The sequence below is a fragment of the Streptomyces sp. CB02261 genome (assembly GCF_001905665.1).
Classification (GTDB): Bacteria; Actinomycetota; Actinomycetes; order Streptomycetales; family Streptomycetaceae; genus Streptomyces.
Genome location: NZ_LIVX01000015.1, coordinates 61018 through 87686 on the forward strand (window position 1 = coordinate 61018; position 26669 = coordinate 87686).

Here is a 26669-nt window from a genome sequence, read left to right on the forward strand (position 1 = left end):
GCCCGGCACGTTCGACCAGCATGCGGACCCTCCCCCTGGGTGTCCGGCCCATGCTAGGCGCGACGTGCGGAGCGCCGTAAGGAAGGGCGACTCCTGCAAGCGGCTGCTTGCAATAGTTAGCAAAGGCTGGCATGGTCGGAGCATGGCATCGCTCAACGTCGGCAATCTCGGTGAGTACCTCCGCGAGCAGCGGAGGACCGCGCAGTTGTCCCTGCGTCAGCTCGCCGACGCCGCCGGGGTGTCGAATCCGTACCTGAGTCAGATCGAGCGCGGGCTGCGGAAGCCGAGCGCCGAGGTGTTGCAGCAGGTCGCGAAGGCCCTGCGGATCTCCGCCGAGACGCTCTACGTACGGGCCGGGATCCTCGACGAGAAGGAGCGGGACGAGCTGGAGACGCGCGCCGTCATCCTGGCCGATCCCTCGATAAACGAGCGGCAGAAGCAGGTGCTGCTCCAGATCTACGACTCCTTCCGCAAGGAGAACGCCGCCGAGGCCGCTGCCGCCGCTGCCGCAGAAGCCGACGCCGACGCCGAGGCCGACGCCGGCACGGCCGCCGAGCCGTCGGCCGAGTCGCCCCTCGACGCACCCGATGCCGAAACGCCCCTGAAGTAGCTCGCTCGTACGTCACATCCGGGAGGACCACCAGCATGGCCATCATCGACGAACTGCGTACCCCTCTCTACTTCGCCGCCGGCACCGCCGACCTCGCCGTGCAGCAGGCCAAGAAGGTGCCCGGCCTGATCGAGCAGCTCGCCGCAGAGGCGCCCGCCCGGATCGAGGCCGTACGGAACACCGACCCCAAGGTCGTGCAGGAGAAGGTGACCGCCCAGGCCAAGGAGGCCCAGGCCACCGTGCAGTCGAAGTTCGCCGACGTCGTCGGCAACCTCGACACCGACCTCAAGAAGCTCGGCGAGACGGCCCAGGACCTCGCGCTGCGCGGCGTCGGCGTCGCCGCCGAGTACGCGGTCAAGGCCCGCGAGAAGTACGAGGAGGTCGCCGCCCACGGCGAGGAGGCCGTCAAGGCGTGGCGCGGCGAGGTCGCCGAGGAGATCGTCGAGATCGCCGTCGTCGTCGAGCCCGAGCAGAAGGCCGCCGAGGACACGGCCGACGCGTCGGTGACGGACCCCGCCGGCGACCCCGCCGAGGCCAGGAAGGCGCCCGCCCGGAAGCCCGCCGCCCGCAAGGCCCCCGCCAAGAAGGCGCCCGTCGCCGCCGAGAAGGAATAGGACCGGGCACCAATACGGGTATCCGGGGCGTTGTAGCGGGTACCTTGACCGCGAGGCGCTCTTCCCCTCTTCTCTAGGCGGTGCTCAGCATGTTGCGCGCGGGATTCGACTCCCTTCTCTTCCTGGTGACGTTCCTGGTCTTCACCGGCTTCGCCGTCGCCGCGCTCGTCTTCGCCGCCATGGCGCGCGAGGACGCGTACCGCGCAGCCGAGAAGCAGACGAAGAAGTTCTGGCTGATCATCCTGGGCATCAACCTCGCCCTGAACCTGCTGCTGCCGATGCTGTTCCTGCAGATCGCCGGTGTGATCGCCGCCATCGTCTTCATGGTGGACGTGCGCCCCGCACTCGCGCAGGTCTCCGGCGGAGGCCGCGGCGGCCGCCGGGGCGGCGGCTCCAGCAGCGACGGACCGTACGGCCCCTACAACGGCGGCCGGTAGCGACCACGGAGGATTCGGCCGGAAACGCAGGCACAGGGCCCGGGGACTATCCCCGGGTCCTGTCCCGTTCCAGGGCCAGGACCGCGACGTCGTCCGTCAGCTCGCCGCCGTTCAGCGAGCGGACCTCGGTGACCGCCGCCTCAAGGAGTTCCTCGCCCCGCAGGCCCGAGGCCAGCTGCCGGTTGATCATCCCGACCATTCCGTCCTGGCCGAGCCGAGGCGAGCCGGGACCCGCCGAGCGGCCCTCGATCAGGCCGTCCGTGTACATGAGCAGGCTCCACGCCCCGCCCAGCTCGACCTGCCGGCGCGGCCAGCGGGCGCGCGGCAGCAGTCCGAGGGCCGGGCCGCCGTCCTCGTACGGGAGCAGCCGTGCCGCCCGGCCCTGCCGGGCGATCAGCGGCGAGGGGTGGCCGGCCAGGCACATGCCCGCCCGGCGTCCGTCGGGCGCGATGTCGACGGTGCAGAGGGTCGCGAAGATCTCGTCGCTCTCCCGCTCGTGCTCCAGGACCTGCTGCATCGTCGAGAGCAGCTCGTCCCCGCACAGGCCCGCGAAGGTCAGGGCCCGCCAGGCGATCCGCAGCTCGACGCCGAGGGCGGCCTCGTCGGGGCCGTGCCCGCAGACGTCGCCGATCATGGCGTGGACCGTGCCGTCGGGCGTACGCACCGTGTCGTAGAAGTCGCCGCCGAGCAGGGCGCGGGAGCGGCCGGGCCGGTAGTGCGCCGCGAACCGCAGGTCGGAGCCCTCCAGGAGCGGTGTGGGGAGCAGCCCGCGCTCCAGGCGGGCGTTCTCCTGGGCGCGGAGCCGGGACTCGGCCAGCTTCACCTGGACGGCGTCGGCCCGCTTGCGTTCGACGGCGTACCGGATGGCCCGGCTGAGCAGCCGCCCGTCGAGCTCCTCGCGGAAGAGGTGGTCCTGGGCCCCGACGCGTACCGCCTCGGCCGCGAGTTCCGCGTCGGCGGAGGCGGCGAGGGCGAGGACGGCGTGGCGCGGGGCGAGGCGGAGGATGTGCCGCAGGGGTGCGAGCGGGTCGTCGCCGGGGCCGGGCAGGGACAGGTCGACCAGGACGCAGTGGACGTCGTCGGTGAGGAGCCGCTCGGCCTCGGTGAGGTTGCGGGCGGTACGGATGCGGACCCGGGTGCCGGCGGCGTCGGCCGCGTCGAGGAGTTCGGGCACGCCGAGGACACCCGCCGGGTCGTCCTCGACGACCAGGAGAGTGAGATCGGTGCGGTCGGTGCCTGTGACTGTGCCTGTCATAGCGGTGGCGTCCATAGGGGTGGCCTCGCCGGGTCCCGCAGCTGCAGAGACGATTCTCTGACGCGGTAGCGATACGGGCATCGGTCCGGCCTTCCTTCCCTCCCCCCGAGGGTGCGCAGGGCGCCGGGTGGCGCTCCGCCCGTCCCGGACCCTAGCGGTAGGGCGGTGCGCAGCGGAATGGTGATCAGGGGAGAGCCGCCGTGGCGGGATTGGCATATGCCGCGGAAAGGGAGGTACTTGCCGCCGTACGCTGCGCGGAAGCGCCCGGCGGCAATGAGAAAGGTCACGCGGGGGTGGCGTCCTGGGGCCCGGCGATGGGCGTGCACTCCGTCACGTCGGGACGGTGGTTCGCCGGTCGGGGCGGTTGATTCGGAGTGGTTTGCCCGGTCTGTCCGGACCTGTCCGTGGCCGTCCGCCCGGGGCCGTCGCGGGTGAGCCCCGCCGTCGTCCGCCCCGGCCCCGTCGTCCCGCCCCGGGCTCTGTCGCGGGTGGACCCTGTCGTCGTCCCGCCCCCGGCCCCGTCGTGGCGCCCCCGGCCCCGTCGTGGCGCCTCGCCTCAGGCCGGGCGCACGACCCCCAGGATCTCCATCGAGCCCGCCCCCGCCAGCGTCAGGTTCCGTCCCGGGCGGGGGGCGTGCACGATCGTGCCGTTCCCGATGTACATCCCGATGTGGCTCGCGTCCGCGAAGTAGACGATCAGGTCGCCCGGCTGCATGTCCTTGATGTCCACGCGCGGCAGCAGGCGCCACTGCTCCTGCGAGGTGCGCGGGATCGGCCGGCCCGCCGCGCCCCAGGCGCTCTGGGTCAGCCCCGAGCAGTCGTACGAGTCCGGGCCCTCCGCCCCCCACACGTACGGCTTGCCGATCTGGGCCATCGCGAACGCGATCGCCTTCTTGGCGTCCGGCGTCGCGTCGGCCTTCAGCCCGGTGAGGACGCCGGTGCCGAGCCAGGTCGACTGGGCCCGCTGCCGCTCCTGCTCCTCCAGCCGCCGCAGCCGCTCCCGCTCCTCGGCGGCGAGCTCGGACTCCAGCTTCTTCGCCGCGGCGATCTTGTCGTTGATCTCCTTCTTCGCCTGGGCCTGCCGGACGCGGTTGGCCTCCAGCTTGGTCCAGTTGGTGCCCGCCTCCTTGGCGTAGACGTCCAACTGGGCCTGGGTGCGGGTCATCTCGCCGAGGAGGTCGGTGGTGGCCTTCGCGCCGGCCTTGAGCCGCCCCGCCGCGTCGAGGAAGAGCTGCGGGTCGTCGGTGAGGACGAGCTGAGCGCCGTCGGGGAGACCGCCGTTGCGGTACTGGGCGCGGGCGGACGCCCCGGCCTTGGCCTTGAGCGCCTCGATCTTCGCGCGGCCCGCCACGATCATCCGGGCGACCCGGACGATCTCGGCGGACTGCTCCTCGGTCTTCTCCTCCGCGAGGTTGTACGCGTCCGTGGCGACGGCGGCCTGTCGGTACAGGGCGTCGATCTCCTCGCGTACCTGCTCCAGGCTCTTCTTCGGCGGGGGAGGCGGGAGGGGTGCGGCGGCGGCCTGCAGGGTCAGTGCGGGAGAGGCCAGCACGGTCAAGGCGCAGATCATGGTGATCGCGGCGGTGGCGTGGCGGCGTCGGTTCACTGGCTCCCCCTTGTAAGGCCACATCTGATTTACCGTCAGTAACTTGATGGCGACGATGGCGATAGTGCCATGCGAAACCGTAAAGCGACAGGGGAAACCGGGGCCTGTCGGGCCCGCTCCCCCTCCTGGGGACGGGTGTGGCGGGCGTGGCGTTCCCGGCGTACCGGAAATTCAGCGGGAGTTGGGGAGGGAGCCGCAGGTGCCCGCGCCCTCCCGGGGCTGGTGCCTCCCACCCCCGGCCCTCACTCCCGGGGCGCCAGCGCCTCCCACCGCACCGTCACCTCGCCCTGGCGCCACCGCCGGGGACCGTCCGTCAGCGGCCAGTCCGCCGCCAGGTCGCGGACGGCTCGGATCCACCGCTGCCGGGCGCCGAGCGAGGCGTACGGGGCCGCCGCCGCCCATGCCCGGTCGAAGTCCCGCAGGAACGCGTGCACCGGCTCGCCCGGGACGTTGCGGTGGATCAGAGCCTTCGGCAGGCGCTCCGCCAGGTCCGAAGGGCGCTCCAGCGAACCGAGCCGGGTCGCGAAGGTCACCGTGCGCGGCCCGCTCCGGTCGAGCGCCACCCACACGTGCCTGCGGCCGATCTCGTCGCAGGTGCCCTCCACGAGCAGCCCGCCGGGTGCAAGCCGCTCGCACAGCCGCCGCCACACGGCCGTGACCTGCTCCTCGTCGTACTGGCGCAGCACGTTCGCCGCCCGGATCAGGGCGACCGGGCCGGGCACCGGCACCTCGAAGCCGCCGTGCACGAAGGAGAGGCCGTCGTGCTCGTACGGCTTCGCGGCCTCGACGCGGGCGGGTTCGATCTCGATGCCGTAGAGGCGGGTGCGGGGGTCGGCGGTGCGCAGCCGGGCGAGGAGCTCGACGGCGGTCCACGGGGCGGCCCCGTATCCGAGGTCCACGGCGACGGGCGCCTCGGGGGAGCGGCGCAGGGCGGGTCCGTGGACGGCGGCGATCCAGCGGTCCATGCGGCGCAGCCGGTTGGGGTTGGTGGTCCCGCGGGTCGGGGTGCCGACGGGGCGGGTGGTGCGCGGGGCCATGACACGAGCCTAGAGGAGCGGTAGGGGCCGCCCGGCGGGGAGGCCGGGGCGCGGCCCGGCCCCGGGCGCCGGATGCGACCGCCCCCGCTCTCGCCCGGGCCCCGCGCGCCACCGCCCCCGGGGTCCCGCGCCGGGCGCGACCGCCCCCGACCTCGCCCGGGTCCCGCGCGCCGCCCCTCCCGCGCCCGGGCCCCGCACCCCGGGCCCGGCCCCCCCGCCCGGGTCGCGCCCGGGCCCCGCGCCGGGCGCGATCGCCCTCGGGTCCCGTGCCGGGCGCGATCGCCCCCGGTTCCCGCGCCGGGCGCGACCGCCCCCCTGCCTCCCCGGGCCCCGCACCCCGGGCCCGGCCCCCCGCGCCCGGGTCGCGCCCGGGCCCCGCGCCCCGGGCGCCCCACCACCCTCCCCGGTTCCTCCTCCGGCCCTCCCCGCCTCCCCCCCCGGTAATGAATTGGCAAAACGCCCCCGTCGCCGGAAATGAAAGGTGTCATTCCGGTGTTGTCGCGGCTGGAGGACGGCCCCCGCCCTCCGACTGTCATGCCCGAACAGCTCAGCCCGCCCCCGAGGCCCCCGAGCGGAAGGACCGCCGACGTGAGCCAGTACGTGTCCCGGTTCGCCGGTACCCGGCACCGGCACCCGGCCCCCTCACGGCTCCGGCTCCCCGGCCGGAGCCGGACCCCGCGCCGCGTGGCCATGCTCAGCGTCCACACCTCCCCGCTGCACCAGCCGGGCACGGGCGACGCGGGCGGAATGAACGTCTACATCGTGGAGCTGGCGAAACGACTCGCCGCCATCGACATCGAGGTGGAGATCTTCACCCGCGCCACGACCGGCGGTCTCCCCCCGGTCGTGGAGCTCACCCCCGGCGTGCTCGTACGGCATGTGGACGCCGGCCCGTACGAGGGCCTGGCCAAGGAGGAGCTGCCGGCCCAGCTCTGCGCCTTCACGCACGGCGTGATGCAGGCGTGGGCGGGCCACCGCCCCGGCCACTACGACCTGGTCCACTCCCACTACTGGCTCTCCGGCCACGTCGGCTGGCTCGCCGCCGAGCGCTGGGGCGTGCCGCTGGTCCACGCCATGCACACCATGGCGAAGGTCAAGAACGCGGCGCTCGCCGAGGGCGACACGCCCGAGCCCGCGGCGCGGGTGATCGGCGAGACGCAGATCGTCTCCGCCGCCGACCGGCTGATCGCGAACACGGCCGAGGAGGCCGACGAGCTCGCCCGGTTCTACGAGGCCGACCCCGGCAAGATCGCGGTCGTGCACCCGGGCGTCAACCTCGACCACTTCCGTCCCGCCGACGGCCGCGCCGCCGCCAGGGCCAGGCTCGGGCTGCCGCAGGACGCCTTCATCCCGGTCTTCGCCGGCCGCATACAGCCGCTGAAGGCCCCGGACATCCTGCTGCGGGCCGCCGCGGTGCTCCTGGAGCGGGACCCCTCGCTGCGCTCGCGCATGATCGTGCCCGTGGTCGGCGGTCCGAGCGGCAGCGGTCTCGCGAAGCCGGAGGGGCTGCAGAAGCTGGCCGCCCGGCTGGGCATCGCGGACATCGTGCGCTTCCACCCGCCGGTGGGCCAGGACCGGCTCGCCGACTGGTTCCGCGCGGCGAGCGTCCTCGTCATGCCCTCGTACAGCGAGTCCTTCGGGCTGGTGGCGATCGAGGCGCAGGCGGCCGGCACCCCGGTCGTCGCGGCGGCGGTCGGCGGCCTGCCCGTGGCCGTACGGGACGAGACGACCGGCTTCCTCGTGCAGGGGCACGACCCGGCGGACTACGCCCGTGCGCTCGGCCGGTTCGTGGCGGACCCGTCCCTCACGGACCGGATGGGCGCGGCGGCGGCCCTGCACGCCGGGTCCTTCGGCTGGGACACGGCGGCCTCGGGTACGGCCGACGTGTACACGGCCGCCGTGCACGACCACCGGCTGCGTGAGAACCGCCGTCGCGTACGCTCCCACCATGGCTGAGACCGAGGACGTCCGGCGGATCGTCGAGGACACATTCAAGGACGCGGAACTGGAGTGGGAGTCCCCCGAACCGGGCTCGTACGTGGTCAAGCTCCCCGGCACACGGAAGCTGTTCACGACGCTGTCCCTGCGGGTCGGCCGCCACTCGCTCTCGCTCAACGCGTTCGTCATCCGCCACCCGGACGAGAACGAGGCGGGCGTCCACCGCTGGCTGCTCGAACGCAACCTCAGGCTGTACGGGGTGAGTTACGCGGTCGACGGCCTCGGCGACATCTATCTCGCGGGCAAGCTGCCGCTGGCCGCCGTCACACCCGAGGAGCTGGACCGGTTGCTCGGCTCGGTCCTCGAAGCGGCGGACGGCGACTTCAACACGCTCCTTGAGCTCGGGTTCGCGTCGGCGATCCGGCGCGAGTACGAGTGGCGGGTGTCGCGCGGCGAGTCGACCCGTAACCTCGACGCGTTCAAGAACCTGACCCAGAAACCCGGCAACTGACCTCTTCCCGCAAGGGCCTTCCAGTGCCATGCTCACCCCCGACGCAGACCTGAACGCCGTTCATATACATGAAAGGTTCCAGGGCATGGCACTGAGCAGAAGGCAGTTCGTCGGCGGCGCGGTGGCGGTCGCGGGAGCCGCGACCGCGGCACTGGGCACCACCGGCTTCGCTCCCCCCGCCCGCCCCGCGGGGCTCTGGCGGGAGTTCGAGGCCGCCCCCTACACGCACCCCCAGATCCCGTACGTGGGCCGGGCCGGCGCCCACGGCGGCGCGCGCCGCGCACCCCGCCCCCGCGTCGTCGCGAACGTCCTCACCCACGGGGCCACCCCCGACGGCTCGACCGACTCGGCGCCCGCGATCAACCGAGCCCTCGCGGAGGCGGGGGAGCGCGGCGGCGGCACGGTCCTCCTCCCGCCGGGCACGTACCGGATCGACGACTACCTGCGGATCGGCCACAGCGGCGTCGTCCTGCGCGGCGCGGGCTCCGGCCGTACGAGACTGCTCGCCACCCGGCACCTCACCGAACTGATCGGCCCGTACGGCTCCCGCTACGGCGGCGACAAGTCCTCCTGGTCCTGGGCCGGCGGCCTCATCTGGCTCTCCCCGCAGGCCCGGCACGCCTCCCTCGTCACCGCGATACGGGACCGGGCCTGGCCCTTCGAGGGCTGGACCGGCAACAGGCGCGACGAGTGGAGCACCCTGACGACCGTCCGCCCGGGCCGCCGGGGCGACCGCACCGTCACGGTCGACGACCCCTCGGCCCTCCGGCGCGGCCAACTCGTCGTCCTCCGCCTCGCCGACGACGCCGGCCACACGCTCCTGGAGCACATGGCGGGCGACGGCGCCGGCCCGGAGGCGTACGTATGGGCCGACAAGACCAAGCTCACCAGCTACGTCCCCTACGAGTGGCCCGTGCGGATCACCGCCGTACGCGGCCGGACGGCCACCCTGGAGCGCCCGCTGCCGCTCGACGCCCGCCCGGAGTGGGACCCCCGGATCGTCTCCGGGGCGGAGGCGCTCACCGACTCCGGTGTGGTGGGCCTGACCCTGGAGGCGGTCGAGACCCCGCAGTCCCCGCACCTCCTCGACAAGGGCTACAACGGCGTCACCTTCCAGTGCGCGTACGACTGCTGGGCGGAGGACGTGGTGGTCCGGCACGTCGACAACGGCTTCGGGCTCGTCGCCGCCTCCGCCTGCACCCTGCGCCGTACCCGGGTGGAGGGCCGCGGCTCCCACCACCCGTACTTCTGCCGGGAGGGCGCGCACGACAACCTGGTCGAGGACTTCCGCATCGCGGCCCGTACGGTCCCGGCGCCCGCAGCTGCACGGCATCAACGTCGAGGGCCTGTCCAGCCACAACGTCTGGTCGCGCGGCGTGATGGAGATGGGCACCTTCGACACCCACCGGGGCATGCCCTTCGCGAACGTACGGACCGAGATCACGGTCGAGAACAACGGCCGCCACGGCGGCGACGCCTCCGCCGGTCCCCTCTACGGGGCCCGGTTCGCCCACTGGAACGTGACGGTGACGAACGGCCGGGCCGGCCTGGTGAAGATCGACACCATCGCCCCGTACAGCGCGACGGTGGGCATCAGCGAGGTCCGCGAATTCGACCAGATCGACGTCCCGGACTTCACGGGCGAGCTCCACGCGCGCGTGGAGGCCTACGGCAGCCCGGGTTCGGTGCGCCCCGCGAACCTGTACGAGGCGCAGCGCGCGCTCAGCCGACGGTAGCCGCGGCCAGGGCCGTCCGGTACTGCCCCGGGGTCGTGCCGAACTCCCGGCGGAAGGCGTGCGAGAAGGCGTACGGCGTGCTGTAGCCGACGCGTCGGGCGACGGCGGCCAACGGGTCCCGGGTGTCGCGGAGCAGGGCGGCGGCGCGGGTCAGGCGCCACCAGGTGAGGTACGCCATCGGGGGTCGGCCGACGAGGGCGGTGAAACGGCGGGCCAGGGTGGGCCGGGAGACCCCGGCCTCGGCGGCGAGCAGCTCGATGGTCCAGGGGGCCGCCGGGTCGGTGTGCAGGGCCCGCAGGGCGGCGGCGGTCACCGGATCGCCGAGGGCGGCCGGCCAGGTTCCGGCCGTACCGGCCCGACTTCCCGGGGCGGCGTCCGCGGCCGTCCAGGAACGGATCATGTAGACGAGGAGCAGGTCGAGCAGGCTGGGCAGGGCGACCCCGGAGCCGGGAAGCCGCTCGCCCACCTCGTGGCCGAGCAGGGCGATGGCGGAGCGGAGGCCGGGATCGGCGCCGCCCGCGCCGCCGGGGCCGTCGGCACCCCCGGCGCCGCGGTCGTCCCGGTTCGGCAGATGGACGAGCGGGGGGAGCTCCGCGAGGAGCGGGTGGACGTGGCTGCGGTCGAGCCGGTACTTGCCGCACAGCATCTCGACCACGGCGCCGTCCTCCACCGTGGTGCCGTCCTCGCAGGCGGTGCTCACTCCGACGACGGGCGGCCGCGACCCGGCCCCGGCCGACCACCGCTCGAAGGACACGGCGCGCGCGAGCCGCGCCGCGTCGGCGGGCCCGTCGGCGATCACGTGCCCGGTCCCGTGCGGCAGCAGGACGGCGTCGCCCGGGCCGAGTTCGACCGGCTCGCCGCCGTCGGGCAGCAGCCAGCAGTGGCCCTCCAGGACGACGTGGAAGCCCGCCCCGTCGTACGGGGCGAGGCGGGTGCACCAGCTCCCGGCGACCCGGACCCGCTGGGAGGAGGGCCGCCCGATCCGTACGGCCGAGATCGCGTCGCTCACCACGTCCATCGCGCCAGCGTAGCCCCACGGGACCGCCCGGCGGCGCCACGGTGAGACGTACGCGTATCCGGTAGAGCCGTACGGGCATTGAGAGGCTCATCCGCGCTCCCTAACGTCGACGGCATGACACAGGACAGCGCACAGCGCGTGGTGGTGGGGGACGTCGAGGTCGTCCGGGTCGTCGAGTGGCAGGGGCCGTTCGCGACCGCCGGCGAGCTCGTCCCCTCGGCCGGCGGGGAGACCTGGAAGGACAACGAGGACTGGCTGGCACCGGACCACTGGGATCCGGAGAGCGACCGGGCGGTCATGGCGCTGCAGACATGGGTGCTGCGCAGCGGGGGACGGACGATCCTGGTCGACACCGGGGTGGGCAACGGGCGCGAGCGGCCCGGCTCGCCGCAGTTCCACCACTGGCAGGGGGACTTCCTCGGCGTCCTGGAGCGGGCCGGGGTCCGCCCCGAGGACGTGGACGTCGTCGTCAACACCCATCTGCACGCCGACCACGTCGGTTGGAACACCCGAGCCGCAGACGGCGGTGACGGCAGCGGCCCCGTTTACGACCCGGGCGGCGGCGAGTGGGTACCGACCTTCCCGCACGCCGAGTACCTCGTACCGGCGGCGGACGACGCCCACTTCGGGCCGGACAACGCCTACGGCGGCGGCCGCAGCCAGAGCGACCGATTCGTCTACGAGGACAGCGTCGCGCCCCTCCACCGCGCGGGGCGGATCGTGCTCTGGGACGGCGTCCACCGCATCGACGAGCACCTCACCCTGGAGTCCGCGCCCGGTCACACGCCCGGGTCGGCCGTGCTGAGACTCGCTTCGGCGGGGGAGCGGGCGGTCTTCGTCGGGGACCTGCTGCACAGTCCCGTGCAGATCCTCGACCCCGCGCACAGCAGCTGCTTCTGCCTGGACGCGCGAGGGGCGTCGGTGAGCCGCCGCCGGATCCTGGAGCGGGCCGCCGACGAGCGGGAGCTGGTCGTGCCCGCGCACTTCGGCGGGTCGGGCATCGCCGAAGTGCGCAGGGAGGGGAGCGGGTTCAGGATCGCCGGGAGGGGGCCCCGGGTCAGGCGCTGACGGGGGACTTCCCGGCGGAGCCGACGCCGCCGACGCCCTCGCCGGGCCCGGCCTCGATGCCGACACCGGCCTCGGCGCCGGCACCGGCCTCGATGCCGACATGGGCGCCGGCCTCTGCATCGACGGCGTCGCGGGCCGCGTCGTCGTCGCGGGCGGCGCTGTCGGCGTCACGGCCACCGTCGCTGTCGTCGTCCAGGGCCTTGCGCAGCCGCACGGTGTAGCCGACGGCGGCGAGGACACCGATCGTGAAGGTCACGGCCCAGAGGACGTTCGGGCCGGGGCCGCCGACGAGGGCTCCGGCGCCGATCGGGGCGACGAACCCGGCGACCGCCCACGACATGCCCATCACGCCCTGGTAGCGGCCCCGGGCGTGCTCGGGGGAGAGGCGGGCGGTGGCCGCGGCGTTCGTCGGGACGTGGATCATCTCGCCGACGGTCCAGACGACGACGGTCGCGGCGAAGGCGGCCACGGAGGAGCCGGCGAGGGCGGTGGCGCCGGTGCCGAAGGCGAAGAGGAGGGAGGAGAGGCCCAGCAGGAGGACCGGCGAGCGCTTGTCGGTCAGCCGGTTGACGAGCAGCTGGAAGCCGACGATGACGATGCCGTTGACGGCGATGACCACGCCGTACGAGGAGGGGGAGAGGCCCTGGTCCGCCATGGTGAGCGGGAGGCCGATCCAGGGGGCGGTGAAGACGAGGCAGACGAGCAGGTTGAGCAGGACGAGGGTGCGGAAGGGTGCGTCGCGCAGCACGGTGAGCATGCTGACCTTGGCCTCGACGACCGGTTCGCCCGCCGTGTCGACGCGGGCCTCGGGCCGGGTCTCGGGGAGCCGCAGGAAGACGATGACGGCGCACAGGACGGTGGCGACGGCGTCGACGACGAAGAGGGCGCGGTAGCCGAGGAAGATCGCGGCGCCGCCGCCGACGGAGGCGATGGCGAAGCCGAGGTTGAGGGCCCAGTAGTTCAGGGCGTAGGCCCGGCGCACGTCGTGGGCGGGGACCATGTCGGCGATCGTGGCGTTGATGGAGGGGCGCACGGCCTGCATGGCGACGCCCATGAGGAGGACGACCGTGGCGATGGCCCAGGCGCTGGTGACGACGGCGAGGGCGGCCGCGCCGGCCGCGGCCGCGAGGTGCATCGTGACCATGGTGGGGCGCCGGCCCCAGCGGTCGGTGAGCGCGCCGCCGAGCGGCGAGCCGGCGACGCCGCCGAGCCCGTGGAGGGCGACGACGAGCCCGGCGAACCAGGCGGAGTGCCCGAGCTCCACCGTCAGGTAGAGCGAGAGGAACGTCAGGACGAAGGCCCCGGTCCTGTTGACCAGGGTCGACAGCCACAGCCACCAGAAGCCCTGCGGGAGCCCGGACACCGTCGCACGGGCCGATCGTCTGAGCGAATCGATGGACATGTGGGCGCCCCCCTGCTGTACGTAAGCCCTGCTTCAGGCTTCCGTAACTTACGCATCTCACCCGTCGGACGCCAGCCAATTGACGACGCGCGTCAATCGTCAGCGGTCGATTAGGCTCGTACGCATGGCCGACGCACCGTACAAGCTGATCCTCCTCCGCCATGGCGAGAGCGAGTGGAACGAGAAGAATCTGTTCACCGGTTGGGTGGACGTGAACCTCACCGCCAAGGGCGAGAAGGAGGCGACGCGCGGCGGCGAGCTGCTCAAGGACGCCGGCCTGCTGCCCGACGTGCTCCACACCTCCCTCCAGAGGCGCGCCATCCGCACGGCCCAGCTCGCGCTGGAGTCCGCGGACCGCCACTGGATCCCCGTCCACCGCTCCTGGCGCCTCAACGAGCGCCACTACGGCGCCCTCCAGGGCAAGGACAAGGCCCAGACGCTCGCCGAGTTCGGCGAGGAGCAGTTCATGCTGTGGCGCCGCTCGTACGACACCCCGCCGCCGGAGCTGTCCGACGACAGCGAGTACTCGCAGGCGCACGACGCCCGTTACGCGACGATCCCGCCGGAGCTGCGCCCGCGGACCGAGTGCCTCAAGGACGTCGTCCAGCGGATGCTCCCGTACTGGTACGACGCGATCGTCCCGGACCTCCTGACCGGCCGCACGGTCCTCGTCGCCGCCCACGGCAACAGCCTGCGCGCTCTCGTCAAGCACCTCGACGGCATCTCGGACGCCGACATCGCGGGCCTCAACATCCCGACGGGCATCCCCCTGTCCTACGAGCTCGACGAGAACTTCAAGCCCCTCAACCCGGGCGGCACCTACCTCGACCCGGACGCGGCCGCCGCCGCCATCGAGGCCGTGAAGAACCAGGGCAAGAAGTAGCCCTGACGCGCCCTCAAGGCCCCTGCCGGCGGAGTCCCCACCGGCAGGGGCCTTGTGCTGGGCCGGGCGCGTGAGGGAAAGCCGGGCGCGTGAGGGGTGCCCCTACCGTTACCGTCCAGGCCATGAGTACGCCCCCCAGCACCTCGTTGCGCCTGGAGCAGGTCACCCCGGCCAACGTCGACGCCGCCCTCGCCCTGCGCGTCCATCCCCATCAGGAGCACAACGTCGCCCCCGTCGTGCGCTCCCTCGCCCAGGCGTACGCCTTCGGGGAGGCCGCCTGGCCGCGGCTGGTCTTCGACGGCGACGAGCTCGTCGGCTTCCTGATGGCCTTCCTCGACATCCCCTGGGACGAGGAGAAGGGCACGGGAGAGCGGCGCAGCGGCCTCTGGCGGCTCAACATCTCCGCCGACGCCCAGGGCAAGGGGTACGGACGGTTCGCCGTCGACGCCGTACGCGACGAGCTCCGGCGGCGCGGAACGGCGCGGCTGTACGTGACGTGGGAGCCGGGCGTGAACGGGCCCGGCGCGTTCTACCGCCGGCTCGGCTTCCGTACCACCGGCGAGGTCAGCGGCGGCCAGACCGTCGGCGTACTCGACATCTGAGGAGAAGGGGGCGGGGGCGGACCCGCCGCGGGGCGGAACCCGACCCGCGCGGAGCCCCCGCCCCCTCCCGCGTCAGCCCGAGCAGCCCCCGCACTGGCAGGGCGCGCCCGACTGGCAGCCGCAGCCGCAGCCCGAGCCGCAGCCACAGGCGCCGAGCACCGGCAGGAAGACCGCTTCGCGCGGCGCCTCCGCACCGGAGTCGGTCGTCGTCATCGGGGATTCGGCCATGGGGTCCCTCCCTTTCGAGGCGTGCGTCGCCTCCCCCCATTGCATGCCCACCCGGACCGGCGCATCAACGGCGCATCGGCGCCCGCACGCCTGTACGCCCCGCGCGCACCGGTCGGGGTTACGCGCCCTCCACCGGCGCGTCCGAGGCCTGCAGCTCGTCGGCGTGCTCGCCCGTCACCAGGTACACGACCCGCTTCGCCACCGACACCGCGTGGTCCGCGAACCGCTCGTAGTACCGGCCGAGCAGCGTCACGTCCACCGCCGTCTCGATGCCGTGCTTCCAGCGGTCGTCGATCAGGTGCTGGAACAGCGTCCGGTGCAGCAGGTCCATCTCGTCGTCGTCCTGCTCCAGCTGGAGCGCGAGGTCGACGTCCTTCGTGATGATGACCTCCGCCGCCTTCGCCATCAGGCGCTGCGCCAGCTGACCCATCTCCAGGATGGTCGCGTGCAGGTCCCGCGGCACCGCCGAATCCGGGAACCGCAGCCGCGCCAGCTTCGCCACGTGCTGCGCCAGGTCACCCGAGCGCTCCAGGTCGGCGCTCATCCGCAGCGAGGTCACCACGATCCGCAGATCCGTCGCGACCGGCTGCTGCCGCGCGAGCAGCGCTATCGCGCGGGCCTCAAGATCGTGCTGGAGGTCGTCGACCTTCTGGTCCGCCGCGATCACGCTCTCCGCGAGCTTCAGATCCGCGTCGAGCATCGCCGTCGTGGCGCGCCCGACCGCCGACCCGACGAGTCGGGCCATCTCGACCAGGCTCTCGCCGATCGAGTCCAGTTCCTCGTGGTACGCGTCCCGCATGTGGCTGTCCCTCTCTACGCAAAGCTCCGGGGTCCGGGTGGGGCTCGGAACCCCCACGCTCCCACGTTCGGTCCCCTACGCGTCCGATTCCACCCCCACCCATGAACCACCACCGTCTCCCAGGTGAACTCTGGGCTACACGCGCCACTGTCCGGTCCGGGGCAAATGAACCGCCCCCGTCTTCACAGTGAACTCTGAGCGACGACTGTTCGAGGAGCCACTCGGACGGCTGGGAACGTGTCCCCGCCCCCGCATAACCTTGAGGCATGGACGTGAACGCGGCAGTCGCCGCATTGGCCGCGATCGCCGGAGTGTGCACCGGCGTGATCGCCATGCTGGCGTTCCGCTGGAGCGAGCGCGACCAGGCGAGACCCACCCGCACCTCCCTGCACACCGACGCCGTGCTCCCGCCCGGCGTCGACACCGTCCTCTCCGTGCTGCGCTCCTCCGCGGTCGTCCTCGACGAGAGCGACTCCGTGGTCAAGGCCAGCTCGGCGGCGTACGCGCTCGGCCTGGTCCGGGGCGGCAAGCTGGCCATCGAGCCCATGCTCAACATGGCCCGCGACACGCGCCGGGACGGGGAGATACGACAGGTCGAGCTGGACCTGGCGCGACGCGGCGCGGGACGCGGCGAGGCCCTCGCCGTCTCCGCCCGGGTCGCCCCGCTGGGCTCGCGGCTCGTGCTGCTCCTGGTCGAGGACCTCACCGAGGCCCGCCGTATCGAAGCGGTACGGCGCGACTTCGTCGCCAACGTGAGCCATGAGCTCAAGACCCCGACCGGCGCGCTCTCCCTGCTCTCCGAGGCGGTCATGGACGCCTCGGACGACCCCGAGGCGGTCACCCGCTTCGCCGGCCGCATGCAGATAGAGGCCACGCGCCTCACCAACCTCGTACAGGAGCTGATCGACCTCTCCCGCGTGCAGAACGACGACCCGCTCGAAGACTCCGAGCCCGTGTCCGTCGACGAACTCGTCGCCGAGGCGATCGACCGCTCCCGGCACACCGCCTCCACCAAGCAGATCACCATGGTCTCGGGAGGCGCCGCCGACCTGTTCGTCTGGGGCAGCCGCGGCCAGCTCGCCGCCGCCCTCGGCAACCTCGTGGAGAACGCCGTCAACTACTCACCGGCCCGTACGCGGGTGGGCATCGCCGCCCGCCACATCGCGGCGCCCGGCGGCGACCTGATCGAGATAGCCGTGACCGACCAGGGCATCGGCATCTCCGAGAAGGACCGCGAGCGCATCTTCGAGCGCTTCTACCGGGTCGACCCGGCCCGCTCCCGTGCCACCGGCGGTACGGGACTCGGTCTGGCCATCGTCAAGCACGTGGCCGCCTCCCACGGCGGCGAGGTCACCGTGTGGAGCACCGAAGGCCAGGGCTCCACCTTCACCCTGCGGCTGCCCGTGGCGGGCGCCGCACGGGACCGCCGGCCCGCCTCGTCCTCCACCCCTGATCTCATGACCGAACCGCTTCCTGCCCCGGAGGTCCTTCCGTGACCCGAGTGCTCGTCGTCGAGGATGAGGAATCCTTCAGCGACGCCCTGTCCTACATGCTTCGCAAGGAAGGCTTCGAGGTCGCCGTGGCGGCGACCGGGCCCGACGGTCTCGACGAGTTCGAGCGCAACGGGGCGGATCTGGTCCTCCTCGACCTGATGCTCCCCGGTCTGCCCGGTACCGAGGTGTGCCGGCAGCTGCGCGGCCGCTCCAACGTCCCGGTGATCATGGTGACCGCCAAGGACAGCGAGATCGACAAGGTCGTCGGGCTGGAGATAGGAGCCGACGACTACGTGACCAAGCCGTTCTCCTCGCGGGAGCTGGTGGCCCGCATCCGCGCGGTCCTGCGCCGCCGCGGCGAGCCGGAGGAGGTCACCCCGGCGGCCCTGGAGGCCGGACCGGTCCGCATGGACGTCGACCGCCACGTGGTGACGGTCGCGGGCGGCAAGGTCGACCTGCCGCTGAAGGAGTTCGACCTGCTGGAGATGCTCCTGCGCAACGCGGGCCGTGTGCTGACCCGTATGCAGCTGATCGACCGGGTGTGGGGCGCGGACTACGTCGGCGACACCAAGACCCTCGACGTCCACGTGAAGCGCCTCCGCGCCAAGATCGAACCGGACCCGGGCGCCCCGCGCTACCTGGTCACGGTCCGCGGCCTGGGCTACAAGTTCGAGCCGTAGACCGGACCGGACCGGAGGATGCCGGGCGGAGTCCGGCGCAGCGTCCCGAAGCCCGGGAGGCCCTCCGGGGCCGAGCGGTGTGAGGGGCGCACGCGGGAGGGGTTCGAACCGGACCCGGGCGCCCCGCGCTACCTGGTCACGGTCCGCGGCCTGGGCTACAAGTTCGAGCCGTAGACCGGACCGGCCACAAGTTCGAGCCGTAGACCTGACCCCGTCGGACCGCAGGTTCCCATCGGACCGTAGGTCCGCGACATGCGCGAAAGGGCGCCCCCCGGTCACCGGGGGGCGCCCTTCACGTGGTCACGTCAGTGGCCGGCCGAGTCCGAGGACTCGCCGTGCTCGGCGCCGTGCTCCGCCTCGCCGCCGTGCTCCCCCTCGCCCGAGGGCGTCGCGGAGGCGCTGGGCGTGGCGCCCGGCGGGGCCGGGACGATGGACGGGCCGAAGTCCTTGAAGTAGCTGGACGCCGGGACGACGAAGGCGCGCAGGCCCACGTCGCCGGTCTTGCTCAGCTTGAAGACGACCTCCTGGGCGTCGCCCTTGCGCGCCGCCTCCGTGCCGTTCTCGATGGTGGCGGTGGCGTTGCCCGCGCCGCCGATCACGACCGAGCCCATGGCCGGGACGGTGATCGGGCCGGTGCCCTCGGCCGCCTTCAGCTTCACCGTGGCGCTGGTGCCCGGCAGGCTGATGGACTCGAGGGTCTGCGCCGTGTCGCCGTTGTTGAAGACGGTGGCCGAGACGACGGCCGGGCCCTTGACACCGGCCTCGGGCTGGGTGATCACGAGCGCGTTCTGGATCTTGACGTCGTCCACGGTGACGGCGGCGTTGTCCGGCCGGACACCGAGCGTCTGCGCGTCGTTGCCCGCCCCACAGGCGGAGAGCGCGGCGATGGAGAACACGAGGGCGGTGGCGGCGAGGGCGCCGCGTCGAAGGCTGCGGCTCACGGCGGCGGCATCTCCTAGGACGTACGGACGGACTTACGGACGGGGTCTTGCGACGGGCTCGGGAGCTGAGGCCCCGACTAAAGGTGCGTCAGCGCGCTTAGGTTACCGAGCCGCACTCTCCGTCCCGCACCCGACCCGCCCCTAACCGGTCACGGCCCTCCCCGGGGTGCCGGGCGGGGAGCGGTCGCGGGGCCTCCGCCGACCGTCCCGCCCGTCGTCGGAAGTCAGCCGGTGTGGCCGGATCACGACCCATTGACCTGTTGTTCACATAACCGCCTTGATCAATTCGGGGGCGGCCCCGCATTCCGCGGAGCCGTGCCTCCGAAAATCCCGGACCCGCGTCGGCTGATCAATTACGGAATCACCCCGCGATGCATCCGTACGGGTGGACGATCCTCGAACGGAGTACGTGAAGAAGCCCACTCCGAACCAGACAAATCGGGGCATCACCCCTCCTCGACGGACCCCCGGGTAGGTGTAACGTGCGCGTTTCTCTCCGTCCGTGCAGCGGCTCCGACCTGCGAATACCGCCTTCCGCAAGCCCTCCGCAGCACGTTCGTGTTGCTGTTGTCAAGCCCCGAGATATGCCCTGACCTGCGAAAACGCCATTCAGAAGAAGCCGTATCCGTGTTACCCTGGATAGCCACGGAAGGGGTACCTGTCACATGACGTTCAAGGTTGGCGACACCGTGGTCTATCCCCATCACGGGGCCGCGCTGATCGAGGCCATCGAAACTCGCCAGATCAAAGGCGTGGACAAGACCTACTTGGTGCTCAAGGTCGCGCAGGGCGACCTGACTGTTCGCGTACCGGCGGACAATGCGGAGTTCGTCGGAGTTCGCGACGTTGTCGGTCAGGATGGGCTGGACCGGGTCTTCGAGGTGCTGCGCGCGCCGTACGCCGAAGAGCCGACGAACTGGTCCCGTCGCTACAAGGCAAATCTCGAGAAGCTCGCCTCCGGCGATGTCATCAAGGTCGCCGAAGTAGTCCGCGACCTGTGGCGGCGCGAGCGCGAGCGGGGTCTCTCCGCAGGCGAGAAGCGCATGCTCGCCAAGGCGCGGCAGATCCTGGTCAGCGAGCTCGCGCTCGCGGAGAACACGAACGAGGACAAGGCCGAGGCTCTCCTCGACGAGGTCCTCGCGTCCTGAGCGTGCTCTGACGACATCCGAGCGCGTTCCCAAGTGAAGCGATGCCGCGGTGCCCGTTGGCGTGCTGTGATCCACACAGTGCTGCCGCCGGGCGCTGCGGCATGTCCGCGTACGCATGCGGACGCACGCGCGGCCGCACGCACACGGTCACCTCGCACGTGTGCCCCTGCGCCGAGAAAGAAACCCCACCCCCTGTAACGTCCGAACCCCTGTGCTCGGGCGGCAACGCCTCGACCGTCGTCACGGAAAGGGCCCGGTCAAGGCGGAGCGTCCGGCACGGTTGAGGCCATACCCATGTCGGCCGCGGAAACAAACCTGCCGGAGTGCAACCGATGTCAGACGAAGCGCGTCCTTCTCGTACCGCCGTGGTGATCCCGGCGGCCGGCCGGGGCGTACGCCTCGGGCCGGGCGCCCCCAAGGCGCTGCGCACACTGAACGGCACCCCCATGCTCATCCACGCCGTCCGCGCGATGGCCGCCTCCCGCGCGGTCTCGCTCGTCGTCGTGGTCGCCCCGCCCGACGGCGCCGCCGAGGTCAAGAACCTCCTCGACGCCCACGCCCTCCCCGAGCGGACCGACTACCTCGTCGTCCCCGGCGGGGAGACCCGCCAGGAGTCCGTGCGCCTCGGGCTCGACGCCCTCCCCGAGGGCATCACCACCGTCCTCGTCCACGACGCGGCCCGCCCGCTCGTCCCCGTCGACACCGTGGACGCCGTCATCGAGGCCGTACGCGACGGGGCCGTCGCCGTCGTCCCCGCGCTGCCCGTCGCCGACACCGTCAAGGAGGTCGAACCGGCCACGAAGCCGGGCGACCCCGAGCAGGTCGTCGCCACCCCGATCCGGGCCCGGCTCCGCGCCGTCCAGACCCCGCAGGGCTTCGACCACGACACGCTCGTCAACGCCCACGCCACCATCGCCCTCACCGGTGAGGGCGCCACCGACGACGCCGGCATGGTCGAGCGGCTCGGCGCGCCCGTCGTCGTCGTGCCCGGCCACGAAGAGGCCTTCAAGGTCACCCGTCCGCTCGACCTCGTCCTCGCCGAGGCCGTACTCGCCCGCAGGAGGGCCAACGATGGCTTCTGAGCCGACCCCGCAGCCGGTCATCCCCCGTACCGGCATCGGGACCGACGTCCACGCCTTCGAGAAGGGCCGCGAGCTGTGGTGCGCGGGCCTCCTCTGGGAGGGCGAGGAGTACGGCCTCGCCGGGCACTCCGACGGAGACGTCGCCGCCCACGCCGCCTGCGACGCCCTCTTCTCCGCCGCCGGCGTCGGCGACCTCGGCGCCCACTTCGGCACCTCACGGCCCGAGTGGTCCGGCGCCTCCGGCGTCACCCTCCTCGCCGAGGCCGCCCGGATCGTCCGCGCCGAGGGGTACGAGATCGGCAACATCGCCGTCCAGGTCGTCGGCGTCCGCCCCAAGGTCGGCAAGCGGCGCGACGAGGCGCAGAAGGCGCTGAGCGAGGCGGCCGGCGCGCCGGTCTCCGTGTCCGGCACCACCACCGACGGGCTCGGGCTCACCGGCCGCGCCGAGGGACTCGCGGCGCTCGCGACCGCCCTCGTCTACTCCGTACGGCAGCAGGACCCGGACGGCGCCAGGTGAGGGAACGGGTGCGGGATTCGTACCGGGACCGGTGAAAAACGTCGGGGGAGAAGGCCGACAGGTATCGGGGCACTACCACACGCCCACTACCCTGGAGTGGTGACTATTCGCCTGTACGACACCAGCGCCCGGCAGATCCGTGACTTCACCCCGCTCACGCCGGGCTGTGTCTCGATCTACCTCTGTGGCGCCACCGTCCAGGCGGCCCCGCACATCGGCCACATCCGGTCGGGGCTGAACTTCGACATCATGCGCCGCTGGTTCGCCTACCGCGGCTACGACGTCACGTTCATCCGCAACGTCACCGACATCGACGACAAGATCATCGCCAAGGGCGCGGACCAGGGCCGCCCCTGGTGGTCCATCGGCTACGAGAACGAGCGCGCGTTCAACTCCGGTTACGACGCGCTCGGTTGCCTCCCGCCGACGTACGAGCCCCGCGCCACCGGGCACGTCCCCGAGATGATCGAGATGATGCGCGGTCTCATCGAGCGCGGTCACGCCTACGAGGCCGACGGCAGCGTCTACTTCGACGTGCGGTCCTTCCCGGGCTACCTGGAGCTGTCCAACCAGGACATCGACGACCTGCGTCAGCCCGCCGAGGACGGCATCACGGGCAAGCGCGACCCGCGCGACTTCGCGATGTGGAAGGCGACCAAGCCGGGCGAGCCCGACTGGGAGACCCCGTGGGGGCGCGGCCGGCCCGGCTGGCACCTGGAGTGCTCGGCCATGGCCCACAAGTACCTGGGCTCCGCCTTCGACATCCACGGCGGCGGCCTCGACCTGATCTTCCCCCACCACGAGAACGAGATCGCCCAGGCCAAGGCCTTCGGCGACGCCTTCGCCTCGTACTGGGTGCACAACGCCTGGGTCACCATGGCCGGCGAGAAGATGTCGAAGTCGCTCGGCAACAGCGTGCTGGTGTCGGAGATGGTGAAGAACTGGCGGCCCATCGTCCTCCGCTACTACCTGGGCACCCCGCACTACCGGTCGATGATCGAGTACAGCGAGGAGTCCCTGCGCGAGGCCGAGTCGGCGTTCGCCCGCATCGAGGGCTTCGTCCAGCGCGCCACCGAGAAGGCCGGGGCGGCCGTCGCCCCCGCCGCCGAGGTGCCGCCGGCCTTCGCCGAGGCCATGGACGACGACCTGGGCGTGCCGCACGCGCTCGCGATCATCCACACCACCGTCCGCCAGGGCAACAGCGCCCTCGCCGCGGACGACAAGGACGAGGCCGTCGCCCGCCTCGCCGAGGTCCGTGCCATGCTCGGCGTCCTCGGCCTGGACCCGCTCGACCCGCATTGGGCCGAGGAGTCCGGTGGCGGCGAAGAGCTCCACGGCGCCGTCGACACCCTCGTACGGCTCGTGCTCCAGCAGCGCGAGTCGGCCCGCGAGCGCAAGGACTGGGCGACCGCGGACGCAATCCGCGACCAGCTCAACCAGTCCGGCCTCGCCATCGAGGACAGCCCCGACGGCCCCCGCTGGACGCTGGGCAACCGTTAGAAGACGTGCCGCTCGGGCCCCCGGGCGGCACACTTCACTTACAGACTTATGTACGCAGGCATCAGAGGAAACAGGTAGTCATGGCCGGGAACAGCCAGCGCAGGAACCGTCGCACGTCGAACAAGAAGGGTGCGACGGTCGGCAGCGGTGGCCAGCGGCGCAAGGGCCTCGAAGGCAAGGGCCCGACGCCCAAGGCCGAGAACCGCAAGGGCCACAAGGCGTTCCGCGTCTCCAACGCGATGGCCCGGCAGGCGTCCAAGCGCAAGCCCGTCGCCCGCCGCGGCGGCAAGGGCCTGTCCGAGATGGTCGTCGGCCGCAACCCGGTCTTCGAGGCCCTGCGCGACGGCGTGCCCGCCTCGACGCTGTACGTGCAGCAGTTCATCGACAACGACGAGCGTGTGCGCGAGGCCCTGAACCTCGCCACCGGCCGCGGCAACATCAACATCATGGAGGCGCCGCGCCCCGAGCTCGACCGGATGACGAACGGCCTGAACCACCAGGGTCTCGTCCTCCAGGTGCCGCCGTACGAGTACGCGCACCCCGAGGACCTCGTCACGGCCGCGTTCGACGACCACGACGACCCGCTGATCGTCGCCCTCGACGGCGTCACCGACCCGCGCAACCTCGGTGCGGTCGTCCGCTCCGTCTCCGCCTTCGGCGGCCACGGCGTCGTCGTCCCCGAGCGCCGTGCCGCCGGCATGACCGCCGGTGCGTGGAAGACCTCGGCCGGCACCGCCGCCCGTACCCCGGTCGCCCGCGCCACCAACCTGACGCGCTGCCTGGAGCAGTACCAGAAGGCCGGCGTCACGGTCGTCGGCCTCGCCGCCGACGGTGACCGCGAGGTCCACGAGCTGGAGGAGCTGGGCGGCCCGGTCGTCATCGTCGTCGGCTCCGAGGGCAAGGGCCTCTCCCGCCTCGTCGGCGAGACCTGCGACTTCCTCGTCCGCATCCCCATGCCGGGCGGCGCCGAGTCGCTCAACGCCGGTGTCGCCGCCGGCGTCGTGCTCTACGAGGCGGCCCGCCGCCGGATGGCCCGCTGACGCCGGAGCCCTACGCCTCGCCGGACCCCGCCGGTCCGGACCCCGGCCCGTCCGGCACCCGTCGGACCTCGTCGGACCCCTCCGGTCCGGCACCCGCCGGTCCCGCCGTACCCGTGCCCGCCTCAGGCCGTCAGGCCTGCCAGGCGGGCACGGGTCATGGCGGCGATGGTGAAACCGTCCGTGATGCGCCCGTCGGCGATCATGGACTCGGCCTCCGCGAAGGGCAGCGTCATCGAGCCGCGGATGCCCTCGCCGGTCTCCAGGCTCCCCACCGCGTCGATCCGGGCGGCGAACAGCAGCACGAGGTCGGCGCTCACTCCCGAATCGGGATGCAGGGAGCCGAGCGGCAGCAGCTCCCGCACCCGCGCCCCGATCTCCTCCGCCAGCTCCTTCGCCGCGTTCGCCTCGCCCGTGAGCCGCGCCGTGCCGAAACCGCGGGGGATCTCCCAGTGCCAGGACCGCGTGGCGTGCCGGTAGTGCTCGATCAGCACCATCCGGTCGCCCAGGAGCGGCAGGATCACGCATCCCGGCGCGGCGGTCGCGCTCACCGAGCGCGTGTACGTACCGGTGCGGCCGTCGGGGAAGCGCACCGCGTCCCGTACGAGCAGCACGTACGGGTCCTGGTACACCACCCCGCCGGCGGCCTCGACGGCGGCCGGGTCCGTCAGGATCTCGATCCCGCCCGGCTCGTTGCGGAACAGCTCCGGCCGCTCGCTACGCAGCACGTCGTACCGCCCCACCGGATCCCCGGTCATGGTTCTCCCTCTCAGGCCCGGCGGGCCGCGCCGCCGGGTGCGTACTAGTCGTTCCGTGCCTGCTGGTCGGCCTGACCGCCCCGGCGCGGAGCCTCCCGGGCGTCGACGGAGGACAGACCGGACGCGGCCAGGATGGTCTGCCAGTCCCTCTTCAGGTTGCCCAGCCGGAGCGTCGGCAATGTCAGCGAGTGCCCGAGGCCCGAGCGGCGGTCCCGGGCGCCCCGGTCCCAGAACTCCAGCCGTACGGTCAGCGCCCCGCCCACGGCCGTCAGCGCCTGGATCGCCGCCGTGGACACGGACAACGGCTCCCCGCTCACGACCTGGAGCGCAGCGGCTCCCGACTGCAGCACGAGGACCGTGGTGATGTCCCGGGCGAAGCCCTCACCCGAGCGGCTGGACCGGCGCGCCGTCCTCAGCATGCGGGCGTGGTCCCGGGCGATCGTGGCCGTGCGCTCGGAGAACTCGTCCGGATCGGGGATGCGTCCGCCCCGGAAGCTGTCGTGGAGGAACGCCTCCAACGACCCCACGTACGTGTTCCACTCGCCGGTCTCGCGCAGGGCGATGATGTCGGCGAGCGACAGCGCCGCGTACGAGTTGGGGCCGTCGACCGCCCGGTGCAGGGAGTCGGCGACCAGGTTCCGGATCAGCAGGCCGACCGCCTCCGGGTCCTGCTCCCGGGCGTGCGGCGAGACGTCCTCCTGGAGCGTGCGGCGCGGGGGAGAGCCCGGCGGCGTCAGCGCCACGAGTCCGCTCGCGTCGGCCAGGCCCAGGCTGTACATGAGGTCGATCAGCTGCTTCGTCGGCACGATCTCGTCGCCGTCCCGCAGCAGGCACTGGTGCGGATCGGTGCCGGGGCGGGTGAGGAACTCCTGGTAGACCGCGTTCCGGGCGATGTTGGTCGTGTGGTCCTGCGCACCCGCCCAGGTGTAGATGGACTGCAGGATGCCGCTGCCCATCGAGGTGGCCAGCTCCACCGGGATCCCGAGGTCCTTCGCGAGCTCCTGGGGGTTCAGCCACCTCAGCCCGGGAAGCTGCCGCGTGAAGCGCTGGCCGATGCGCTCGGCGACCGCCCGGTTCCCCTGCTCGTCCCAGTCCAGGCGTACGAAACCCGGGTCCGACTCCTCCGTGATCAGCCGCCGCCAGGCACGTCCGGCGACCGCGTCGTGCGCGAAGGCGAAGTCCTCGGTGCCGTCCCGCTCCGTGAGCAGGTACGGGACGATCGCCCGGTCGTTCAGGAGCCGCGCGAACGCGTTGCGGTCGGCCGCCTCGGCCTGCGGGACGAAGTTCGCGTACAGGGCCTCGTTGTTGACGAAGAAGGCCCGGTTGACCACCAGGGTCCCGCTGTTGACCAGTGAGCGGCGCAGCTCCGCGGAGGCGGCGGCGACCACCCCGGGCGCCTTGCGCGGGGCGTTCGCGTCCTGCCGCCCCCCGGCCAGCTCGGACGGCAGCCACTGGTTGTCGAGGGCCTGGGCCACGACCGGGTAGTGGTCCAGGTCCGAGAAGACGAGCTGGTTGTCCCGCCGTGCCGGCTCCGGGGCGGGTACCGCCGGTCGCGGTTCCCGCTGCCGCGGGATCTGCTCCTGGGCCGCCGGACCGGTGTGACCGTCCGGGCCGGGCTGAACAGGGTGGGCCATGGTGTCGCTCCCCTCGACTCGCATCGCGCGGACCTCAAAGTAAACTGACGCCCCGCCAGCGAACAACAGTTCCCGGTCCGCCGGGCCTTCCGGCGCCGTTGATCTTGACGGGTCTCGGACATTTGCGAGCCGTCA

25 protein-coding genes and 1 pseudogene are annotated in these 26669 nt (G+C 72.6%); 16 read left to right on the top strand and 10 right to left on the bottom strand.

The features are described 5' to 3' along the window. Positions 1 to 142 precede the first annotated feature (142 nt). The 3 genes from AMK29_RS34235 (at position 143) to AMK29_RS34245 (ending at position 1661) form a co-directional block, all read left to right on the top strand. Positions 143 to 610: a helix-turn-helix domain-containing protein gene (locus tag AMK29_RS34235; RefSeq protein ID WP_073819981.1), complete on the top strand. Its 468-nt coding sequence runs from the start codon at positions 143 to 145 to the stop codon at positions 608 to 610. A gap of 35 nt (positions 611 to 645) precedes the next feature. Next, positions 646 to 1224, top strand: coding sequence for a hypothetical protein (locus AMK29_RS34240; RefSeq protein ID WP_073819982.1), 579 nt, complete (start codon positions 646 to 648; stop codon positions 1222 to 1224). An 89-nt stretch (positions 1225 to 1313) separates the two neighbouring features. Next, entirely contained in the window at positions 1314 to 1661 is a 348-nt protein-coding gene (locus tag AMK29_RS34245; RefSeq protein WP_073819983.1) for a DUF2516 family protein, read from the top strand. Between the two features lie 46 nt (positions 1662 to 1707). Here AMK29_RS34245 and AMK29_RS34250 read toward each other — a convergent pair whose 3' ends face one another. The 3 genes from AMK29_RS34250 to AMK29_RS34260 all read right to left on the bottom strand — a co-directional run bounded on the left by AMK29_RS34250 (position 1708) and on the right by AMK29_RS34260 (position 5559). Further along, positions 1708 to 2931 carry a PP2C family protein-serine/threonine phosphatase gene (locus AMK29_RS34250; RefSeq protein WP_107422764.1) on the bottom strand — a complete coding sequence of 408 codons (1224 nt, stop codon included), beginning with the start codon at positions 2929 to 2931 and terminating at the stop codon, positions 1708 to 1710. Positions 2932 to 3472: 541 nt separating this feature from the next. Next, on the bottom strand, positions 3473 to 4522 hold the full coding sequence (locus AMK29_RS34255; RefSeq protein WP_073819985.1) for a C40 family peptidase: 1050 nt from the start codon (positions 4520 to 4522) through the stop codon (positions 3473 to 3475). Between the two features lie 242 nt (positions 4523 to 4764). After that, positions 4765 to 5559 (bottom strand): class I SAM-dependent methyltransferase, encoded by a 795-nt coding sequence (locus tag AMK29_RS34260; protein ID WP_073819986.1) that lies wholly within the window; start codon positions 5557 to 5559, stop codon positions 4765 to 4767. A 588-nt stretch (positions 5560 to 6147) separates the two neighbouring features. Between AMK29_RS34260 and mshA the strand changes: the two genes are divergently transcribed. The 3 genes and pseudogenes from mshA (at position 6148) to AMK29_RS34275 (ending at position 9744) form a co-directional block, all read left to right on the top strand. After that, positions 6148 to 7515 carry a D-inositol-3-phosphate glycosyltransferase gene (gene mshA / locus AMK29_RS34265; RefSeq protein ID WP_073819987.1) on the top strand — a complete coding sequence of 456 codons (1368 nt, stop codon included), beginning with the start codon at positions 6148 to 6150 and terminating at the stop codon, positions 7513 to 7515. Beyond that, a complete protein-coding gene (locus AMK29_RS34270; protein WP_073819988.1) occupies positions 7508 to 8008 on the top strand; it encodes a YbjN domain-containing protein in 501 nt (166 codons plus the stop codon). The genes mshA and AMK29_RS34270 overlap by 8 nt, the downstream gene beginning before the upstream one ends. Positions 8009 to 8093: 85 nt before the next feature. Next, positions 8094 to 9744: pseudogene (locus tag AMK29_RS34275) on the top strand (glycosyl hydrolase family 28-related protein). Here the strand turns inward: AMK29_RS34275 and AMK29_RS34280 are convergent. Continuing rightward, a complete protein-coding gene (locus tag AMK29_RS34280) occupies positions 9731 to 10762 on the bottom strand; it encodes an AraC family transcriptional regulator (RefSeq protein ID WP_073819989.1) in 1032 nt (343 codons plus the stop codon). The pseudogene AMK29_RS34275 and the gene AMK29_RS34280 sit on opposite strands and share 14 nt — an antisense overlap. A gap of 114 nt (positions 10763 to 10876) precedes the next feature. On the opposite strand from AMK29_RS34280, the gene AMK29_RS34285 reads away from it, so the two are divergent. After that, complete coding sequence (locus AMK29_RS34285) at positions 10877 to 11830, top strand: MBL fold metallo-hydrolase (protein WP_073819990.1); 954 nt, start codon at positions 10877 to 10879, stop codon at positions 11828 to 11830. On the opposite strand, the gene AMK29_RS34290 is transcribed toward AMK29_RS34285, so the two are convergent. Continuing rightward, positions 11820 to 13232, bottom strand: a complete 1413-nt coding sequence (locus AMK29_RS34290) for an MDR family MFS transporter (protein ID WP_241845814.1) — start codon at positions 13230 to 13232, stop codon at positions 11820 to 11822. The two genes, AMK29_RS34285 and AMK29_RS34290, sit on opposite strands and share 11 nt — an antisense overlap. Before the next feature lie 124 nt (positions 13233 to 13356). On the opposite strand from AMK29_RS34290, the gene AMK29_RS34295 reads away from it, so the two are divergent. Both AMK29_RS34295 and AMK29_RS34300 read left to right on the top strand, forming a co-directional pair. After that, complete coding sequence (locus AMK29_RS34295; RefSeq protein ID WP_073819991.1) at positions 13357 to 14115, top strand: phosphoglyceromutase; 759 nt, start codon at positions 13357 to 13359, stop codon at positions 14113 to 14115. A 122-nt stretch (positions 14116 to 14237) separates the two neighbouring features. Further along, positions 14238 to 14717, top strand: coding sequence for a GNAT family N-acetyltransferase (locus AMK29_RS34300; RefSeq protein ID WP_073819992.1), 480 nt, complete (start codon positions 14238 to 14240; stop codon positions 14715 to 14717). Between the two features lie 72 nt (positions 14718 to 14789). On the opposite strand, the gene AMK29_RS36890 is transcribed toward AMK29_RS34300, so the two are convergent. Beyond that, the gene (locus AMK29_RS36890) at positions 14790 to 14945 is read right to left on the bottom strand and encodes a hypothetical protein (protein WP_198942387.1); all 156 of its coding nucleotides are present in this window, start codon (positions 14943 to 14945) and stop codon (positions 14790 to 14792) included. 118 nt (positions 14946 to 15063) lie between these two features. After that, on the bottom strand, positions 15064 to 15744 hold the full coding sequence (phoU, locus tag AMK29_RS34305) for a phosphate signaling complex protein PhoU (protein WP_073819993.1): 681 nt from the start codon (positions 15742 to 15744) through the stop codon (positions 15064 to 15066). 266 nt (positions 15745 to 16010) lie between these two features. Here phoU and AMK29_RS34310 point away from each other — a divergent pair, with 266 nt between their 5' ends. After that, the gene (locus AMK29_RS34310; protein WP_073819994.1) at positions 16011 to 17240 is read left to right on the top strand and encodes a sensor histidine kinase; all 1230 of its coding nucleotides are present in this window, start codon (positions 16011 to 16013) and stop codon (positions 17238 to 17240) included. After that, positions 17237 to 17917: a response regulator transcription factor gene (locus tag AMK29_RS34315; protein WP_015035162.1), complete on the top strand. Its 681-nt coding sequence runs from the start codon at positions 17237 to 17239 to the stop codon at positions 17915 to 17917. Before AMK29_RS34310 ends, AMK29_RS34315 begins: the two co-directional genes overlap by 4 nt. A gap of 305 nt (positions 17918 to 18222) precedes the next feature. On the opposite strand, the gene AMK29_RS34320 is transcribed toward AMK29_RS34315, so the two are convergent. Further along, on the bottom strand, positions 18223 to 18858 hold the full coding sequence (locus AMK29_RS34320; RefSeq protein WP_073819995.1) for a DUF461 domain-containing protein: 636 nt from the start codon (positions 18856 to 18858) through the stop codon (positions 18223 to 18225). 665 nt (positions 18859 to 19523) lie between these two features. Here AMK29_RS34320 and AMK29_RS34330 point away from each other — a divergent pair. From AMK29_RS34330 to rlmB, 5 genes are all read left to right on the top strand, one after another. After that, entirely contained in the window at positions 19524 to 20006 is a 483-nt protein-coding gene (locus tag AMK29_RS34330) for a CarD family transcriptional regulator (RefSeq protein WP_003953493.1), read from the top strand. 332 nt (positions 20007 to 20338) lie between these two features. Further along, positions 20339 to 21088, top strand: a complete 750-nt coding sequence (ispD, locus tag AMK29_RS34335; RefSeq protein ID WP_073819997.1) for a 2-C-methyl-D-erythritol 4-phosphate cytidylyltransferase — start codon at positions 20339 to 20341, stop codon at positions 21086 to 21088. Next, a complete protein-coding gene (ispF, locus tag AMK29_RS34340; protein WP_073819998.1) occupies positions 21078 to 21605 on the top strand; it encodes a 2-C-methyl-D-erythritol 2,4-cyclodiphosphate synthase in 528 nt (175 codons plus the stop codon). Before ispD ends, ispF begins: the two co-directional genes overlap by 11 nt. Positions 21606 to 21704: 99 nt before the next feature. Further along, positions 21705 to 23105, top strand: coding sequence for a cysteine--tRNA ligase (cysS, locus tag AMK29_RS34345; protein WP_073819999.1), 1401 nt, complete (start codon positions 21705 to 21707; stop codon positions 23103 to 23105). An 80-nt stretch (positions 23106 to 23185) separates the two neighbouring features. After that, the gene (rlmB, locus tag AMK29_RS34350; protein ID WP_073820000.1) at positions 23186 to 24145 is read left to right on the top strand and encodes a 23S rRNA (guanosine(2251)-2'-O)-methyltransferase RlmB; all 960 of its coding nucleotides are present in this window, start codon (positions 23186 to 23188) and stop codon (positions 24143 to 24145) included. Positions 24146 to 24267: 122 nt separating this feature from the next. On the opposite strand, the gene AMK29_RS34355 is transcribed toward rlmB, so the two are convergent. Then, entirely contained in the window at positions 24268 to 24900 is a 633-nt protein-coding gene (locus AMK29_RS34355) for an NUDIX hydrolase (protein WP_241845815.1), read from the bottom strand. A gap of 44 nt (positions 24901 to 24944) precedes the next feature. Beyond that, positions 24945 to 26534 (bottom strand): hypothetical protein, encoded by a 1590-nt coding sequence (locus AMK29_RS34360; protein WP_073820001.1) that lies wholly within the window; start codon positions 26532 to 26534, stop codon positions 24945 to 24947. Between the last annotated feature and the right edge of the window lie 135 nt (positions 26535 to 26669).

What these genes read in the sequence shown, in the direction of transcription:
- AMK29_RS34235 (WP_073819981.1), top strand. Translation starts at nt 143, where the DNA reads ATGGCATCGCTCAACGTCGGCAATCTCGGTGAGTACCTCCGCGAGCAG.
- AMK29_RS34240 (WP_073819982.1), top strand. Translation starts at nt 646, where the DNA reads ATGGCCATCATCGACGAACTGCGTACCCCTCTCTACTTCGCCGCCGGC.
- AMK29_RS34245 (WP_073819983.1), top strand. Translation starts at nt 1,314, where the DNA reads ATGTTGCGCGCGGGATTCGACTCCCTTCTCTTCCTGGTGACGTTCCTG.
- AMK29_RS34250 (WP_107422764.1), bottom strand. Translation starts at nt 2,931, where the DNA reads ATGGACGCCACCGCTATGACAGGCACAGTCACAGGCACCGACCGCACC.
- AMK29_RS34260 (WP_073819986.1), bottom strand. Translation starts at nt 5,559, where the DNA reads ATGGCCCCGCGCACCACCCGCCCCGTCGGCACCCCGACCCGCGGGACC.
- AMK29_RS34270 (WP_073819988.1), top strand. Translation starts at nt 7,508, where the DNA reads ATGGCTGAGACCGAGGACGTCCGGCGGATCGTCGAGGACACATTCAAG.
- AMK29_RS34280 (WP_073819989.1), bottom strand. Translation starts at nt 10,762, where the DNA reads ATGGACGTGGTGAGCGACGCGATCTCGGCCGTACGGATCGGGCGGCCC.
- AMK29_RS34285 (WP_073819990.1), top strand. Translation starts at nt 10,877, where the DNA reads ATGACACAGGACAGCGCACAGCGCGTGGTGGTGGGGGACGTCGAGGTC.
- AMK29_RS34290 (WP_241845814.1), bottom strand. Translation starts at nt 13,232, where the DNA reads ATGTCCATCGATTCGCTCAGACGATCGGCCCGTGCGACGGTGTCCGGG.
- AMK29_RS34295 (WP_073819991.1), top strand. Translation starts at nt 13,357, where the DNA reads ATGGCCGACGCACCGTACAAGCTGATCCTCCTCCGCCATGGCGAGAGC.
- AMK29_RS34300 (WP_073819992.1), top strand. Translation starts at nt 14,238, where the DNA reads ATGAGTACGCCCCCCAGCACCTCGTTGCGCCTGGAGCAGGTCACCCCG.
- AMK29_RS36890 (WP_198942387.1), bottom strand. Translation starts at nt 14,945, where the DNA reads ATGGCCGAATCCCCGATGACGACGACCGACTCCGGTGCGGAGGCGCCG.
- phoU (WP_073819993.1), bottom strand. Translation starts at nt 15,744, where the DNA reads ATGCGGGACGCGTACCACGAGGAACTGGACTCGATCGGCGAGAGCCTG.
- AMK29_RS34310 (WP_073819994.1), top strand. Translation starts at nt 16,011, where the DNA reads ATGGACGTGAACGCGGCAGTCGCCGCATTGGCCGCGATCGCCGGAGTG.
- AMK29_RS34330 (WP_003953493.1), top strand. Translation starts at nt 19,524, where the DNA reads ATGACGTTCAAGGTTGGCGACACCGTGGTCTATCCCCATCACGGGGCC.
- ispD (WP_073819997.1), top strand. Translation starts at nt 20,339, where the DNA reads ATGTCAGACGAAGCGCGTCCTTCTCGTACCGCCGTGGTGATCCCGGCG.
- ispF (WP_073819998.1), top strand. Translation starts at nt 21,078, where the DNA reads ATGGCTTCTGAGCCGACCCCGCAGCCGGTCATCCCCCGTACCGGCATC.
- rlmB (WP_073820000.1), top strand. Translation starts at nt 23,186, where the DNA reads ATGGCCGGGAACAGCCAGCGCAGGAACCGTCGCACGTCGAACAAGAAG.
- AMK29_RS34355 (WP_241845815.1), bottom strand. Translation starts at nt 24,900, where the DNA reads ATGACCGGGGATCCGGTGGGGCGGTACGACGTGCTGCGTAGCGAGCGG.
- AMK29_RS34360 (WP_073820001.1), bottom strand. Translation starts at nt 26,534, where the DNA reads ATGGCCCACCCTGTTCAGCCCGGCCCGGACGGTCACACCGGTCCGGCG.